We start from the raw sequence: 15,003 nt of genomic DNA, 5'->3' as shown, positions 1-15,003 counted from the left end.
TGAATGAAGTTTTGCTCTACTGTAAATTTTTTCTTGCGATAAATTAAGAAGTCAAAACTTTTTTCTGGGTTTCTTCTTGCAATTTCAAAAACAGAGTGCTAACATAAAAAAGTACTTTTCTTAAAGTATTTTGGGCCGTTAGCTCAGTTGGTAGAGCAGCTGACTCTTAATCAGCGGGTCGCGGGTTCGAGCCCCTCACGGCCCATTGGGTGCCAAACCCACGCCACCGGTACAGTCTCGGCGTCTTTTAGACGTTTCGAAGAGACTGTATGCGGTGGTATTTTTTTACTAATCAATAATTAATCGCAGTAATTTTTAAGGGAATCAATAATGAGCCTTAAAAAATCACTGCAATTATTTTTTTATAGTTCAACTACTAAATCATGATACCCAGCAACAGAAAAGACTGCTTTAGCTTGCGTATCAACTGACATTTTTAGGTAACAAATAGCGCGGCCATAGCGCGTTCGACGATATTTTTGGCTATAATTAGTCATATCGTCCATATCACCATTTTCAAATCCTAAAAATTCGCAGTTTTCTCCAGTAAAGCCGATGACTTCATTTTCATTTGTCAAATTGCCATCTTTATCTACTAATGACAATTCAATTTGTTTGATGATTTCATTTTTGGGTAAAAAAACTTCATAAGCCATTGGTACTTGCCAAACATTTGCTTCCAATCGCTGAGCTTGGTTGACTGCTTTTAGTGTATCTGTAATTTCTTTATCATCTTTTTTTGCCAATACAGTTAGTTCACCTGCTGTATAAGGAATAATCCCAGAATAGTACCCCTCTATTTCATCAAAGACTAAATCAATTACATCATCATTTAACGTTAATTCAAACTTTTCTGCATTAGTATACAAACGAATTTCCACTTGTTCATCTACAATGTAATTCCACTTACGATAAACAGCTTCCCAGGGATCAGCTGATTTCTCTTTAGCCGGTCGGGTAAAAAGACGGGCGGTTAGTTCTTCAGTCCACCAGCTTTTACGTTTATAAAACATTATTGTCTCATAACCGCACATATCAAGTAATCCACGATAAGTCCCATGCTTAGGCCAAACACCGCGAGATTCACCTAGATAATCAATGCCTGTCCACAAAAATTGTCCAGCGATGTAATTATTATCTCTAGTAGCTAACCAATTTTGGTAACTATGTCGATTTTCACTACCGACAAAAGGTTTTGTAGGAAATAAACGGTGATGTTCTTCATATAGATGTTCTTTGTAGTTATAACCAACCACATCTACACTGTCTAATAATCCTGTTTGATAAGATAGTTCTGGAAACGCCGCAGCCAATGTAGTTGGTCTAGTTCGATCTTCTTTATGGACAATTTCACTTAATTGCTTGGCAATTGTTGTCAAGCGGCGTGTATCTGGTCTATTAGGATTATAAATTCGTTCTGCCGCTGGTTTATTAGCATCGTTATTTCCTTCCATTTCATTAAACAAATCATTGGCATAAGGATCGTTCGGATAATCGATCTCATTCCCAATACTCCAAGCAATAACTGAAGGATGATTTTTATTTCGCTGTACCATGTTAATTAGATCTTTTTCATGCCATGCGGGGAAGTCTTTAGCATATCCTTCATATTTAGGCGGATAAACATTGTGCCCTCGCCACCATTTATTTTTCGGATTTTCCCATTCATCAAAGGCTTCATCAAAAACAAAGAAGCCTAGTTCATCACACAAATCATATAAAATTTGTGCATGAGGATTATGTGCCATACGAATCGCGTTGCAGCCTGCTTCTTTTAATTTTAGTAAGCGGCGCAGCCAGACTGCTTTAGGAACAGCAGTACCAAAACAACCCGCATCTTCATGAAGACAGACGCCTTTTAATTTTATATTAGCTGTATTATTTAAAATAAAGCCGTCTTCAGCAGTAAATTCAAAGGTGCGAATTCCTACCTTTTCTTGATAAGTATTTACCTTGCCATTACTTAAAATAATCGTTGTTAAAGTATACAAATTGGGCGTTTCAGGTCGCCATAATTTTACCTCCGATAGAGTCATTTCAAATTGAATTTCATGACTTTCATTTGCAGATAATGTGATTTCTTTTTGCCCAATGGTTACGACTGTGCCCGCTGAATCAGTTAAATTTTGCTTAATATGTGCTACTTTTTTTTCTTCATTAAAATTCGTTACTGTTATTTTTGTTTGAATAACAGCTTCATCACATCTTAATTCTGCCGTTTCAAAGGTGATACCATACCGATCTATCATAATAGGATGATTAGTCACAATTGTTACGGGACGGAAAATACCACTACCGTTGTACCATCGAGAATCCGCAATATCTGTGTGATCTACCCTAACGGCAATTACAATTTCGTCATTGGTGTTATAACTTAAAATTTCTGTCAAATTAAATTGAAATGAACTATAACCAGATACACAGCCGCCCAAATGGTAACCATTTACCCAAACTTGACAATTTTTATAAACACCATCAAAACGTAATTGTGTAATTTTATCCGTAAATTCTCCAATTTCTTTTGCCACAATATGAGCCCGATACCATCCAATACCACCAGGCAAATATCCTGTACCGCTAGAAGCGTTCTTAGTAAAATCTTGAGCAATACTCCAGTCATGGGGAACAGTTATTTTCTGCCAATCTTCATCGTTAAAATCTTTTTGCCAAGCAATTTCATTATCACCTAAATAAAAACGCCAATCTTTAATCAGATATTTCTCCATCTGAACTTACCTCCATTACTGAATGTCTCTTAAGAATCTTTTCTTCTCACACCAATCCGTGAAAAAAATGTTTATTAACTTATTTAGCTTATTCCACCCAAACCACTATAAGAAAAAAGGTAGAACCTCGGCTGTTCTACCTTAACTAAGCAGGAAACTTAGCAAATTTATTTATTCAATTCTCCCAATACAAAATCAACTGCACCTTTTGGATCACGAGTTAAATTGATATATTGTGCTCCTTTAGTTGCAATTAGTTTAATTCCTAATTTGTCCGTGTCCATCTTAATATCTTCATAGTAGCTATTTACTTGTGGCGCTAGGACAATAACATCGTAATTGTTCATAATATCATAATGAGAACCATAGGAACCAGCTGCGGCATTTATGTGTTTCCCAGTTTCAGATGCTCCCTTTTTTAAAGCATTTGCCAACATAGCACTGGTTCCTGCCCCTGCACACAAAACTAAAACATTTAAATCTTCATCAATTCCTTTACCACTAGCTTTTGAACTAATTGCGGGACTGTTTTCTATCACAACAGTTTCGTTGCCATCAACAACGGCTGCTGCAACATTTGGTGATAATTCTGGTGCAAGCTCTTCAACTTCATCAATTTCTTCTGATCGTTGTGCTTCTTGTTCAACTAAAACTTTATCGTAAGCTTTACAAAATGGCATATAGATAAAGAAATCTACTATCAGCAATGTCGCCGCCAACACAAATGAAATTGGTTGAAAATTGGTTGACAGTACTGTCCCAATTGGTCCAGGCGTCGCCCATGGCAAGACATACATGAAGCCGTTCATACCAAAAACATCGATAAACACTTTACCAATAAGTACATTTGCAACTGGTGCCAAACAAAACGGTACTAAAAAGTATGGATTTAAGATGATTGGTGCTGCGAATAATAATGGTTCATTTACTGCAAACATTACCGGAATAATAGATGCCTTACCAACAGCTTTTAATTGTTTAGAGCGCATTAATAAAATAAAAATAATTGGTACTATAAACGTCGCTCCTGTGCCACCTAATTCCCCAATGAAATTACCAAAATTTTCTGTTAAAGAGTGAAAAGGATGTTCCCCATTTTGAAACAATTTCAAATTTGCTTCAGTATTCCCATATAAAGCAGATGATAATCCAGGTTTAACTACTGATGGACCGTGAACTCCCACAAACCAAAACATCGGAACTAAAAACCAGATTAATGCCATTCCAGGATAAGATTCCGCTGCAGAAAAAAGTGGTGATAATAATTTAGAAAACATCTCACCAAAAGGAGCATTAATAAAATAGCGGGAAACCAAATCGATGATTGCACAGACTACTACTGAAAAAGAAAATGGAAAAACATCACGGAAGTTTTGTGAGATGCTTCCGGGTACTTCTGGTGGCATCTTGATTGTAATATCACGTTTAATACAGAACTTATACATATTAACCGTAATAAAAGCTGCAACAAAAGCAGATAATAATCCTTTAGTTCCCATATAATCAGCAACAAAAGCACCATCAGTTTTATTTACCGCAAGTAATAACATACCGCAAATAGAAGCTAACATAACTGAAGTTTCGTTAATGACTTTACCATCTGGCATTTTACGATTCATTGATCCAGCTAAACAACGTGCTGTTGTACCAGCTACCAACATTCCCACTAATCCCATAGTAAAATCGTAAATTTTCCATAACCATGTTTCAAAACTTGCTGGCAAAGTAACACCAAAAATTGGTGGAATCGCAGCAATTAGAATAAAAATACTTGAAAATAAGATAACAGGCATTGCAGCCAAGAAGCCATCTTTGATTGCAGACAAATAAATATTCCGTGAAATCTTTTGGAAAGTTGCCTGGTGCTTTTCAATTTGTTTGATAATAGCGTTCATTTCATTTTCTCCCTAACTTTTATTTATTGTATTTTTCTTTATACAAATCAACGAAATTTTCTGTTAACTCCTTCAAAAGAATAGTAGTCATTAGATGATCTTGACCATGAACAAAAATAAACCCGATATCTAATTCTTCACCTTCTGCTTCTGCTGCCAAACACTTTGTTTGAACATTGTGAGCTAAATTCAAGTTCTCCTCCGCATCGGCCATTAGCGTAGCAATATTTTCAAAATTGCCAACACGTGCTTCTTTAATAATTGTTAATAAACTACTTCGGGCATCTCCCGCATAAGCAACAATCTCAAAGCCTAGCATTTGTAAATCTTCTTTGTTCATCTCTTCCACTCCGTTTTTTCAATATTCTGACTTTTTCGCATACTTGTACTAACTAGGTTCATCATCGTGCTAAATAATTACTTTCGTTTCACTAACAAACTTATACCAATAAGCAGATTCTTTGGGATAACGTTTTTGTGTCTTAAAATCAACATAAAAGAGACCGTACCGCTTATTGTAGCCATTTGCCCAAGAGAATACATCCATTAAAGACCAAATAAAATATCCCTTAACTGTTACTCCAGCATCAATTGCTTTTGAAATCGAATTAAAATTGCCACGCAAATATTCAATTCGAGAATCATCCATAATCACACCGTCACTGAAATCGTCTTTAAAGCCTAAGCCATTTTCAGTTATATAAATTTTTCCATAGTTTGGATAGTCTTCTTTAATACGAATTAATAAATCAAACAAGCCTTCGGGATAAATTGACCAATCCCAATCATTTTTAGGGATATCTTCTCTTTGAACCCGTTCTCCAATTCCCTTAATACGATAATAGCTCGTTCCTTTTTCACCAGTACCGTTGAAGCCAATCTCACTTTCTCCATCATAATTTTGCACCCAGTGGCTTTGGTAATTATTAATTCCTAAAAAATCAGTTTGCGTCGCCGCTTTCTCCATTGCAACGAAATCTGATTCTTCAAATTCAATACTCGTATTATTCGCTGCTAATATTTCATTAACTAGTGTCATTGTTTTTTCTGAATAGCGCCCTTTATAGGTCGCATCTAATAAAAATGCTATCGACAAGGCGTCATCTTTAGCCGCAGCATGGACATCTTTCTCATCTTCAGAAAAAGGATATTTTGGTTCTAAGGAGTGAACAACCCCAATCTCACCTTCGTAATTACCCTCTTTAAAAATATTTACTGCTCTGGCATGTGCCCACATCATATTGTGTAAACAAGTTACAACTTTTTCTAAATTAAACTTTATTTCGGGTGGAAAGACACCTGTTAAATATTGATTAGTAGCAACGGGATAAATTTCATTAAATGTACTCCAGTAATGCACTTCTTTAAACTCTTCAAAACAAAATTTTGCATAATTTACAAAATGTTCAACGTTTTCTCGATTTAAAAAATCACCATTATCAAATAATGTTTTGGGTGTATCAAAATGATGAATCGTTACAAAGGGAACTACTCCTTGTTTTTCACATTCAGCAAAAACACGATGATAATAATCTACACCGGCTTGATTAATCTCCCCGAATCCATTAGGAAAAATTCTACTCCAAGCAATAGACATGCGTAAACTATCAATTTTAAAGTCCCGACACAGTTTTAAATCAACTGGATACTGATGATAAAAATCACTAGCAGGGTCTGCAGTATAACGTCCTTTTTCTTCTAGCCATGTATCCCATGCAACTAATCCTTTACCATCTAATTTTGTTGCACCTTCTGCTTGGTAAGCAGCGGTTGCACCACCCATAATAAAATCTTTTGGTAGCGTTCTCATTTCTTTCATTGTTAAACCTTCTTTCGTAGTAGTCGTTGGATATGAATTGCCAGATATACTCGTTCACTATCACTAAGTTTTCGTCCAGCATAATCACTAATCAATTGATAGATTTCATGGCCTATCTCGTAGGCATTGGGATAATCTGTTTTGATATTTGTTTCAAGATTTTTAGAAAAGATAACCTGTTCTTCTGGTTGATTAAGTCTGTCAGCAAAATAATTCAAATGTATCATCAAACGATCATAAAAATTTTTATTTTCTTCTGTTCGATGAATATTTTTTTGATTTAATACTTTCTCTACTAACTTAACAATATCTTGACGAGGATCAACCACTTCTTCTGTTGCCTCTCCTTCGCGCTTAGCATTGATAAAATGAAGAGCAATTCTTCCAATTTCATCATCAGGAAAATTCGTATTTAAACGGTTATTAATGATTGTTACCGCCATTTTGCCAATGGCATATTCGGTGGGATATTCTTTACTCATATCAGGTAAGCGGCTCATTTCATAACAACCTTTTTGTTGGTTTTGATAACTCCAATAAATATGATCTGTTAAAGTAACGTAGATGTATTCTTGAACTGGATAATTGAATTTACGAACGGCTGTATCAATCACCTCATAGCCAGTTGTAATAAAATTTAAGGGCAAGTCTTTTAGTAAAGATGAAAAATTTTGTTGAGACTCTTTATTACGCAACATAAAAAGTTTACTAATTTCCTCTTTCTTTAATAAATCACCCTTTTTCTTTTGAAAGACAATTCCTTTTCCCATTGCGATAGCCTGCTCATCGTTTTCTATTCGAATAATGGCAACATTATTATTTAAGACTTGAATAATGCGGTACATAACTTCCCTCCTCTTATAAACCAATAAAAAAACCGCAAATGACAGGTTTATCATACCATGTAAAGACACTGGTATTGACCTCTCATTCGCGGTTTTTGCCTAATCGAATAGTAACAATCCACTAAGTATTAACTTCACTGGTATAGTAACACGTAAATAAACATTTGTAAACCCTTTCCAACATTATTCTCTGTTCTTCCTGGAAAAAGCAGCGCTAACAAACATATTCAAACATTATTTTGCATTTTCTCATCTATCCATCTATCTTCTTATATAATTATATTTCCCTTTAACAATTAAATTACTATCACTACATTCTTATCCTTGGAACTGCTATACTAAATGAGCATAGACAGGAGGAATTTTCATGATTCGAATTGAAACCAGTCAAACAGAGACCATTGAACCTTTATTAAGGGAAGTATTTACTACCCAATATTACAAGCAATTCCACGAGGAGCTGCCAAAAAAGCATGAAAAACTGGCGATTGCTGCCATCTTAGATGAGGAATTAGTGGGGGGATTAATCGCCAAAGAAGATTTTGAAAATCTTCATGTCAGTCTGCTAGCAGTCAAACCGGAATTTCAAAATCAAGGTATCGGTTCTAGACTTTTGCAAGCATTACAAGATTGGGCACAAGAAGAAGGCGTCATCAATCTAACGCTAACAACAAAAAGTTATCAAGCTGTAGAATTTTATCAAAAGAATGGCTTTGTCATCTTTGGTAATCTACCTGATACACCAATGCGGGGCGTAACAAAATATTACTTATATAAACGCATTAATAAATAGTGCGAAAACTTCAACACTTCTTGTATTTGATAAATCGCTAATCAAGTTGAAGTTCATTCTCCTTACAAAAAGCTATTTTCGGTACAATAACAGTATTTTTTAGAAAAAATAATAAGAGAAGTTCTACTGTGCAAAGCTTAGTAGAGCCCCTCTTATTTTTATCTTCTCAAAAAATATTCTGTTTTAATCTATTTTTTTTACTGGACAACTCGTTTTGCAATCCTCACAACTACTGCCTTTTTTTACTTGTCGATAGACAACAAAGGCTGCTGCACCAAATATTAAGATACTTAAAATTATCGTCGCAACCATTTATTCCACTCCCTCTTTTAATTGATGCATTGAAATAACATCATCTTTTGGTACGGATGATTTACGTAATAAAACATAAGCACCATATGCTAACACGGCCAGTGCTATGATTGTCGCAACATTAATGGTACCACCTTCAAAGAGAACATGACCAAATTGATACATCACAAAACTAACCGCATAGGCCAGTCCACATTGATAGCCAACAGCAACCCATGTCCATTTGGCATTGCCCATTTCCCGATGAATAGCCCCAATTGCCGCAAAACAAGGCGCACATAACAAGTTAAACACTAAAAAGGAATAAGCTGCTACTGGGGTAAACGCTGCTTGCAACGGCCCCCAAATTTCTGCCCCATTTTCAGAAACTTCATCTAAATGACCAAATAAAATGCCAAAGGTGTTAATGACATTTTCTTTTGCAATCAGACCCGTAATAGTTGCTACAGCACCTTGCCAATTTCCCCAACCTAAAGGCGCAAACAACGGTGCCACCACCCGGCCTAAATTCGCTAAAATACTTTGGTCTCCTGCGACTGCCTGCAAAGTAAAATTGTAATTTGACATAAACCACAAAATAATGCTGGAAACAAAAATAATTGTTCCTGCTTTTTTAATAAAGGAAAGACCTCGATCAAAAGTTTGGCGCAAGACATTTTTTACTTGCGGTAGATGGTAAGCAGGCAGTTCCATGATAAATGGTGCGGGATCGCCTGCAAATATGCGTGTCTTTTTCAAAGCGATACCAGATAAAACAATTGCCGTTACTCCAACAAAGTAAGCAGAAGGGGCAACCCAACTGGATTGTGGGAAAAAGGCACCCGCTACTAAAGCAATAATTGGTAATTTGGCAGAACAAGGCATAAAAGTCGTCACCATCACGGTCATACGGCGATCTTTTTCATTTTCAATCGTACGGCTTGCCATGACTCCCGGGACACCACAACCTGTTGCAATTAGCATGGGGATAAATGATTTTCCCGACAAGCCAAATTTACGAAATAAGCGATCCATCACAAACGCTATTCGCGCCATATAACCACAATCTTCTAGTAGTGACAGACAGAAAAACAAGACTAACAACTGGGGAACAAAGCCCAAAACAGCGCCAACACCGGCAATGATGCCATTTACGATTAAATCTTGCATCCACGGTGCCACTTGCCATACTTGTAAATTTTTCGTCACAAAATCCGGAACCATCGTGCCAAACAATATATCATTGACCCAATCCGTCCCCATAACACCAATTGTCTGAATTGATAAGTAATAAATTCCCCACATTGCAAAAGCAAAAATTGGAATTGCCAAAAAGCGATTGGTAACAATTTGATCAATTTTATCACTGACAGTTAACCTTAATTCACCTTCGCTGACAGTACATAACGCCATCAAACGTGCGATAAATTCATAACGTTCATTGACTAAGATCGCATCACTGGTATCATCAAAAATTTTTTCTGTAATGGCAATAATTTCATTAATTTCTTTTTTTTGAATTTTACTTAGATCTAAAGCACCTGTTGCCAGTTCATCTTTTTCAAATAATTTGGCAGCATAAAATCGTGCTTGTTTTTGTGGCACAGTATTTCCCAATACATCAATAATTTCCGCTAAAGCGGCTTCTAAGCGATCGTCATAAGTAGGATACGTCGTTTCAGGCGGAAATTTTTCAGCAGCCATTGTACTTTGCTGAATCAGTTCTTGTAAGCCGTGTTTTTTTAATGCACTCATACTTACAACTGGAATACCCAAACCGTAAGCTAATTTAGTCAAATTAATAGTTTTACCGCTTTTTTTGATTAAATCCATCATATTCAAACCTAAAACTGTTGGAATGCCAGTTTCCATTAGTTGCGTCGTTAAATATAGATTGCGTTCTAAATTCGTTGCATCAACGATGTTAATAATCGTATTAGGAGCACCGGTTAAAAGATAATCACGGGCGACAATTTCTTCTGGTGTGTAAGGCGATAAAGAATAAATTCCGGGTAAATCTTGAATGGTAATATTTTTTTGTTTTTTCAAGGTTCCTGATTTCCGTTCAACAGTTACCCCCGGCCAGTTACCCACTGACTGCATGGAACCGGTTAATTGATTAAAAGTACTGGTTTTCCCACTATTGGGATTTCCCGCTAACGCAAATTGCAATTGTTCCATACTAGCCCTCCTTAATTAAGGTTACTAAAATATATTCAGCTTCACTTTTTCGCAAAGACAATTCATAGCCCCGCAAATTAATTTCAATTGGATCGCCTAAGGGGGCTAATTTTCGTACTGTTAAAAGGACATTTTTGGTCAATCCCATATCCATCAAACGTCGCTTCACAGCACCTTCCCCAAAAATTTTAATCACTTTTCCCTTATCTCCCACTGTTAATTGGTCCAACGATAAGATTTCACCTTTTTCTGCCGCTGGCTCAACCAAAATAGCAGCTAATAAGCTTTGATCCAAAGCCAGTCGGGCATTTTGCACCAACACAATCCCATCTAGTCCTTTACTTTTTAACAACACCACTTGACTTCCAGGTAGTAAACCTAAGTTTTGCAAATGTTTTTGTACCTCTGTGGGTGCTGCTACTTTCTTCACAACAAATGTTTGATTGGGTGCTACTTCTGCTAATTTTTCCATTATTACTCCTTTATAACGAAAAACCAATTGCGACTGATAATTATTCTCATTTAGAATAAGGTTTGTTGCCTTTAAAGTCAATGAAATTTACAAGATTGTAATATTTTTCACATAGTAATAATTATTCTAATTTAGAGCTAGACCACTTTATTTTTCTTCTATGAAAACAAGAAAGAAAACTTGTCCTAGTGCTATCTCAAACACTCGCCTAAGACAAAACCACAATGTATAGTGTGTTTAATATTACAAAACACAATATCTAGTGTTTTTTGTTTGACATTCACCTTCACTTCTCTATACTGAGTATATAAAGAAATTAGAGGAGGCATTACAATGACAATTACTTTATTTTCAAAAAATAACTGCATGCAATGTAAAATGACAAAACGCTTCTTAACTGAAAATCACGTCAATTTTAAAGAAATTAATATAGATGAAGAACCGAATGCATTGAATTTTCTAAAAGAGCAAGGTTTCAAAAGTGTGCCAGTAACGACCGCAGGCGAGACAACAATTATCGGTTTTAGACCGGACCAATTACGCAGTCTTGCTTCTTAGACACAATTAATTAAGGTTGTACCGCAGTTAGAATAGTGCCTAGCAGTTACACTGGCAGTTTTTTATGAATTTGTGTTGCTATTATTTTCGCCAGTTGCTTTTCCATTATTTGAAAACCCGCGGGACACCTTCTTTTTTTCGCATTTTTTGTTTTAGAGTCTAAAAAAGAAAGTTGGTCCTTCCATGAGTTTAAAAGAGCTTAAAGACGTCAGTTATTACAAACTGAATAATGAAATCAACCGACCTGTTGACGGTCAAATCCCCTTAAATAAAGATCAAGAAGCTTTAGCAGCTTTCTTTAGTGAAAATGTTATTCCAAACACAAAACAATTTGCTACCTTTAATGATAAACTGGCTTATTTAGTAGCGGAAGATTATTTAGAAACAGAATTTTTGGCGAAATATTCTCAAGCATTCATTACGAAACTCTATGACTTTTTATTAGCCCAAAACTTCACCTTCAAATCCTTTATGGCAGCTTATAAGTTTTATTCTCAATACGCCTTAAAAACGAATGATGGTGCTTTTTATTTGGAAAATTACGAAGATCGCGTTGCCATTAATGCTTTGTATTTTGCTAATGGTGACGAAGAATTGGCAATGACATTAGCCGATGAAATGATTCATCAACGCTATCAACCTGCCACTCCTTCATTTTTGAATGCTGGACGTAAACGCCGTGGCGAATTGGTTTCTTGTTTCCTTATTCAAATTACCGATGATATGAATTCAATTGGTCGCGGTATTAATTCTGCTTTGCAACTTTCCCGTATTGGTGGCGGCGTTGGCATTACTTTATCCAACTTACGGGAAGCAGGCGCACCAATTAAAGGGTATGAAGGTGCAGCCAGTGGTGTTATGCCCGTTATGAAGCTGTTTGAAGATTCTTTTAGTTACTCCAATCAACTCGGTCAACGCCAAGGTGCCGGTGTTGTCTATTTAAACGTCTTTCATCCTGACATCATGGCTTTCTTATCTGCCAAAAAGGAAAATGCCGATGAAAAAATTCGGGTTAAAACATTGTCCCTAGGTGTCTTAGTGCCGGATAAATTTTATGAATTAACGCGCAATAATGAAGATATGTATTTGTTCAGTCCTTATAGCGTAGAAAAAGAATATGGCGTGCCTTTTTCTTATGTTGACATCACCAAAGAATATGACAATTTGGTCAAAAACCCCAATATCCGGAAGCAAAAAATCAAAGCACGGGAATTGGAAAATGAAATTTCTAAATTGCAACAAGAATCTGGTTACCCTTATATTGTAAATGTTGACACCGCCAATCGCGAAAATCCGATTGATGGCAAAATTATCATGAGTAATTTATGTTCAGAAGTTTTACAAGTCCAAACCCCTTCAGTTTTAAATGGCCGTCAAGAATATGAAGTTTTAGGAACAGACATTTCATGTAACTTAGGCTCAACAAATATTGTCAACTTAATGGACAGTCCTGATTTTGGTAAATCAGTTAGAGCAATGACCCGCGCGTTGACTTTTGTAACGGACAACTCGCATATTGATGTGGTTCCTTCTATTGCCAATGGGAACAATCAAGCTCATACGATTGGACTTGGCGGTATGGGGTTACACACTTTCTTTGCCAAAAATCATTTGGTATATGGCTCCAAAGACTCTGTTGAATTTACCGATATTTATTTTATGTTGTTAAACTACTGGACCCTAGTGGAAAGTAATAAAATCGCCAAAGAACGGCAACAATCTTTTTACAACTTTGAAAAATCCGCTTACGCCGATGGTAGCTATTTTGATAAATATATTGCTGAAAATCACTTGCCACAATCAGATAAAGTTAAAGCATTATTTGAAGGAATTTTTATTCCAACAGGTGAAGATTGGACAAAACTAAAAGAAGCCGTCCAAAAAGATGGCTTATATCATCAAAATCGCTTGGCAGTAGCACCAAATGGCTCGATTTCTTATATTAATGATACGAGTGCAAGTTTGCACCCGATTACGCGAATGATTGAAGAACGACAAGAAAAGAAAATCGGTAAAATTTATTATCCAGCACCTTACTTATCAAATGATACATTGCCTTACTATACGTCTGCTTATGATATGGATATGCGCAAAGTCATTGATGTTTACGCTGCAGCCCAACAACATATTGATCAAGGCATGAGTTTAACCTTGTTTATGCGTTCTGATATACCAAAAGGTCTTTATGAATGGAAAACTGCAACAACCAAACAAACAACGCGGGATTTAAATATTTTACGTCATTATGCCTTTCATAAGGGAATTAAATCGATTTATTATATTCGTACCTTTACAGACGATGCCGAAGAAATCGGTAGCAATCAATGTGAAAGCTGTGTCATTTAAGTTGTATTTTTCAACTAGTTGCAATAGTAGAACTTGAGATACCAAAGCTCTACTTGCGACGATTAGTTCTAGACGATACAACAACTTAGATTAGGAGGCAAATCATGGCAACTTATTACGAAGCCATTAACTGGAATGAAATTGAAGATATTATTGATAAATCAACGTGGGAAAAATTAACGGAACAATTTTGGTTAGACACACGTATTCCCCTATCAAATGATTTAGATGATTGGCGGACTTTATCTGATTTAGAAAAGCAAACGGTGGGTCACGTTTTTGGTGGTTTAACCTTATTAGATACTGTGCAGTCTGAAAGCGGCATGGAACAATTACGCAATGATGTCCGCACACCACATGAAGAAGCGGTGTTAAATAATATTCAATTTATGGAATCCGTTCACGCGAAAAGTTATTCCTCTATTTTTTCAACTTTAAACACAAAATCAGAAATAGACGAAATCTTTGAATGGACCAATACAAATCCTTACCTACAAAAAAAAGCAGAACGAATCAATGAAATTTATAAGAACGGCACACCGCTAGAAAAGAAAATTGCCAGTGTCTTTTTGGAAACATTTTTGTTTTATTCTGGCTTTTATACGCCACTTTATTATTTAGGCAACAATAAATTAGCCAATGTAGCGGAAATCATTAAATTAATCATTCGTGACGAATCCGTACATGGTACTTACATCGGTTATAAATTCCAACTTGGTTTTAATGAACTACCAGAAGCCAAACAAGAAGCGTTAAAAAATTGGATGTATGATTTATTGTATGAATTATATGAAAATGAAGAACGCTATACTGAAGAACTATACGATGAAATTGGTTGGACTGAAGAAGTCAAAACTTTCCTACGTTACAATGCCAACAAAGCTTTGATGAACTTGGGGCAAGACCCACTATTTCCAGATACCGCTGACGATGTTAATCCAATTGTTATGAACGGTATCTCAACGGGTACAAGTAATCACGACTTTTTCTCGCAAGTAGGAAATGGTTACTTATTGGGCCAAGTTGAAGCCATGGCAGACGACGACTATACAATTGGCCTTTAAAATATAAAAAGCA

General features: G+C 36.0%; 12 protein-coding genes and 1 tRNA gene. 5 read left to right on the top strand and 8 right to left on the bottom strand.

Translation table 11 applies throughout. The annotated features are described in order from the left end of the window. The first annotated feature begins 132 nt into the window (after positions 1 to 132). A tRNA-Lys gene (locus RK01_RS00505) sits at positions 133 to 205 on the top strand. A gap of 157 nt (positions 206 to 362) precedes the next feature. Here RK01_RS00505 and RK01_RS00500 read toward each other — a convergent pair. The 5 genes from RK01_RS00500 to RK01_RS00480 all read right to left on the bottom strand — a co-directional run bounded on the left by RK01_RS00500 (position 363) and on the right by RK01_RS00480 (position 7,285). Then, positions 363 to 2,726: a glycoside hydrolase family 2 gene (locus RK01_RS00500; protein ID WP_016171334.1), complete on the bottom strand. Its 2,364-nt coding sequence runs from the start codon at positions 2,724 to 2,726 to the stop codon at positions 363 to 365. Positions 2,727 to 2,893: 167 nt separating this feature from the next. Beyond that, on the bottom strand, positions 2,894 to 4,621 hold the full coding sequence (locus RK01_RS00495; RefSeq protein ID WP_016171333.1) for a PTS lactose transporter subunit IIBC: 1,728 nt from the start codon (positions 4,619 to 4,621) through the stop codon (positions 2,894 to 2,896). A gap of 19 nt (positions 4,622 to 4,640) precedes the next feature. Beyond that, complete coding sequence (locus tag RK01_RS00490; RefSeq protein WP_016171332.1) at positions 4,641 to 4,961, bottom strand: PTS lactose/cellobiose transporter subunit IIA; 321 nt, start codon at positions 4,959 to 4,961, stop codon at positions 4,641 to 4,643. 69 nt (positions 4,962 to 5,030) lie between these two features. Continuing rightward, entirely contained in the window at positions 5,031 to 6,431 is a 1,401-nt protein-coding gene (lacG, locus tag RK01_RS00485; protein WP_034864841.1) for a 6-phospho-beta-galactosidase, read from the bottom strand. A gap of 11 nt (positions 6,432 to 6,442) precedes the next feature. Continuing rightward, positions 6,443 to 7,285 (bottom strand): PRD domain-containing protein, encoded by an 843-nt coding sequence (locus RK01_RS00480; protein WP_016171330.1) that lies wholly within the window; start codon positions 7,283 to 7,285, stop codon positions 6,443 to 6,445. Between the two features lie 367 nt (positions 7,286 to 7,652). On the opposite strand from RK01_RS00480, the gene RK01_RS00475 reads away from it, so the two are divergent. Then, the gene (locus RK01_RS00475; RefSeq protein WP_016171329.1) at positions 7,653 to 8,078 is read left to right on the top strand and encodes a GNAT family N-acetyltransferase; all 426 of its coding nucleotides are present in this window, start codon (positions 7,653 to 7,655) and stop codon (positions 8,076 to 8,078) included. A 183-nt stretch (positions 8,079 to 8,261) separates the two neighbouring features. Here the strand turns inward: RK01_RS00475 and RK01_RS13415 are convergent, their stop codons facing one another. Genes RK01_RS13415 through RK01_RS00465 form a run of 3 tightly spaced genes read right to left on the bottom strand, consistent with a single transcriptional unit; the run spans position 8,262 to position 11,022 of the window. Beyond that, complete coding sequence (locus RK01_RS13415) at positions 8,262 to 8,390, bottom strand: FeoB-associated Cys-rich membrane protein (protein ID WP_016171328.1); 129 nt, start codon at positions 8,388 to 8,390, stop codon at positions 8,262 to 8,264. Beyond that, entirely contained in the window at positions 8,391 to 10,550 is a 2,160-nt protein-coding gene (gene feoB, locus RK01_RS00470) for a ferrous iron transport protein B (RefSeq protein WP_016171327.1), read from the bottom strand. A gap of 1 nt (position 10,551) precedes the next feature. Next, the gene (locus RK01_RS00465) at positions 10,552 to 11,022 is read right to left on the bottom strand and encodes a FeoA family protein (RefSeq protein WP_016171326.1); all 471 of its coding nucleotides are present in this window, start codon (positions 11,020 to 11,022) and stop codon (positions 10,552 to 10,554) included. A gap of 333 nt (positions 11,023 to 11,355) precedes the next feature. Here RK01_RS00465 and nrdH point away from each other — a divergent pair, with 333 nt between their 5' ends. From nrdH to nrdF, 3 genes are all read left to right on the top strand, one after another. Then, the gene (nrdH, locus tag RK01_RS00460) at positions 11,356 to 11,580 is read left to right on the top strand and encodes a glutaredoxin-like protein NrdH (RefSeq protein ID WP_016171325.1); all 225 of its coding nucleotides are present in this window, start codon (positions 11,356 to 11,358) and stop codon (positions 11,578 to 11,580) included. A gap of 183 nt (positions 11,581 to 11,763) precedes the next feature. Further along, a complete protein-coding gene (gene nrdE / locus RK01_RS00455) occupies positions 11,764 to 13,926 on the top strand; it encodes a class 1b ribonucleoside-diphosphate reductase subunit alpha (RefSeq protein ID WP_016171324.1) in 2,163 nt (720 codons plus the stop codon). A 101-nt stretch (positions 13,927 to 14,027) separates the two neighbouring features. Further along, on the top strand, positions 14,028 to 14,990 hold the full coding sequence (gene nrdF, locus RK01_RS00450) for a class 1b ribonucleoside-diphosphate reductase subunit beta (RefSeq protein WP_143139801.1): 963 nt from the start codon (positions 14,028 to 14,030) through the stop codon (positions 14,988 to 14,990). Positions 14,991 to 15,003 lie beyond the last annotated feature (13 nt).

The organism is Enterococcus dispar ATCC 51266, from assembly GCF_000406945.1.
GTDB lineage: Bacteria > Bacillota > Bacilli > Lactobacillales > Enterococcaceae > Enterococcus_C > Enterococcus_C dispar.
This window is presented reverse-complemented; position numbering and strand designations above follow the sequence as displayed.

Excerpts from the sequence above, each read along its gene's own strand:
- RK01_RS00465 (WP_016171326.1), bottom strand. The coding sequence starts at position 11,022 with ATGGAAAAATTAGCAGAAGTAGCACCCAATCAAACATTTGTTGTGAAG.
- RK01_RS00495 (WP_016171333.1), bottom strand. The coding sequence starts at position 4,621 with ATGAACGCTATTATCAAACAAATTGAAAAGCACCAGGCAACTTTCCAA.
- RK01_RS00480 (WP_016171330.1), bottom strand. The coding sequence starts at position 7,285 with ATGTACCGCATTATTCAAGTCTTAAATAATAATGTTGCCATTATTCGA.
- feoB (WP_016171327.1), bottom strand. The coding sequence starts at position 10,550 with ATGGAACAATTGCAATTTGCGTTAGCGGGAAATCCCAATAGTGGGAAA.
- nrdH (WP_016171325.1), top strand. The coding sequence starts at position 11,356 with ATGACAATTACTTTATTTTCAAAAAATAACTGCATGCAATGTAAAATG.
- RK01_RS00475 (WP_016171329.1), top strand. The coding sequence starts at position 7,653 with ATGATTCGAATTGAAACCAGTCAAACAGAGACCATTGAACCTTTATTA.
- lacG (WP_034864841.1), bottom strand. The coding sequence starts at position 6,431 with ATGAGAACGCTACCAAAAGATTTTATTATGGGTGGTGCAACCGCTGCT.
- nrdE (WP_016171324.1), top strand. The coding sequence starts at position 11,764 with ATGAGTTTAAAAGAGCTTAAAGACGTCAGTTATTACAAACTGAATAAT.
- RK01_RS00490 (WP_016171332.1), bottom strand. The coding sequence starts at position 4,961 with ATGAACAAAGAAGATTTACAAATGCTAGGCTTTGAGATTGTTGCTTAT.
- RK01_RS00500 (WP_016171334.1), bottom strand. The coding sequence starts at position 2,726 with ATGGAGAAATATCTGATTAAAGATTGGCGTTTTTATTTAGGTGATAAT.
- RK01_RS13415 (WP_016171328.1), bottom strand. The coding sequence starts at position 8,390 with ATGGTTGCGACGATAATTTTAAGTATCTTAATATTTGGTGCAGCAGCC.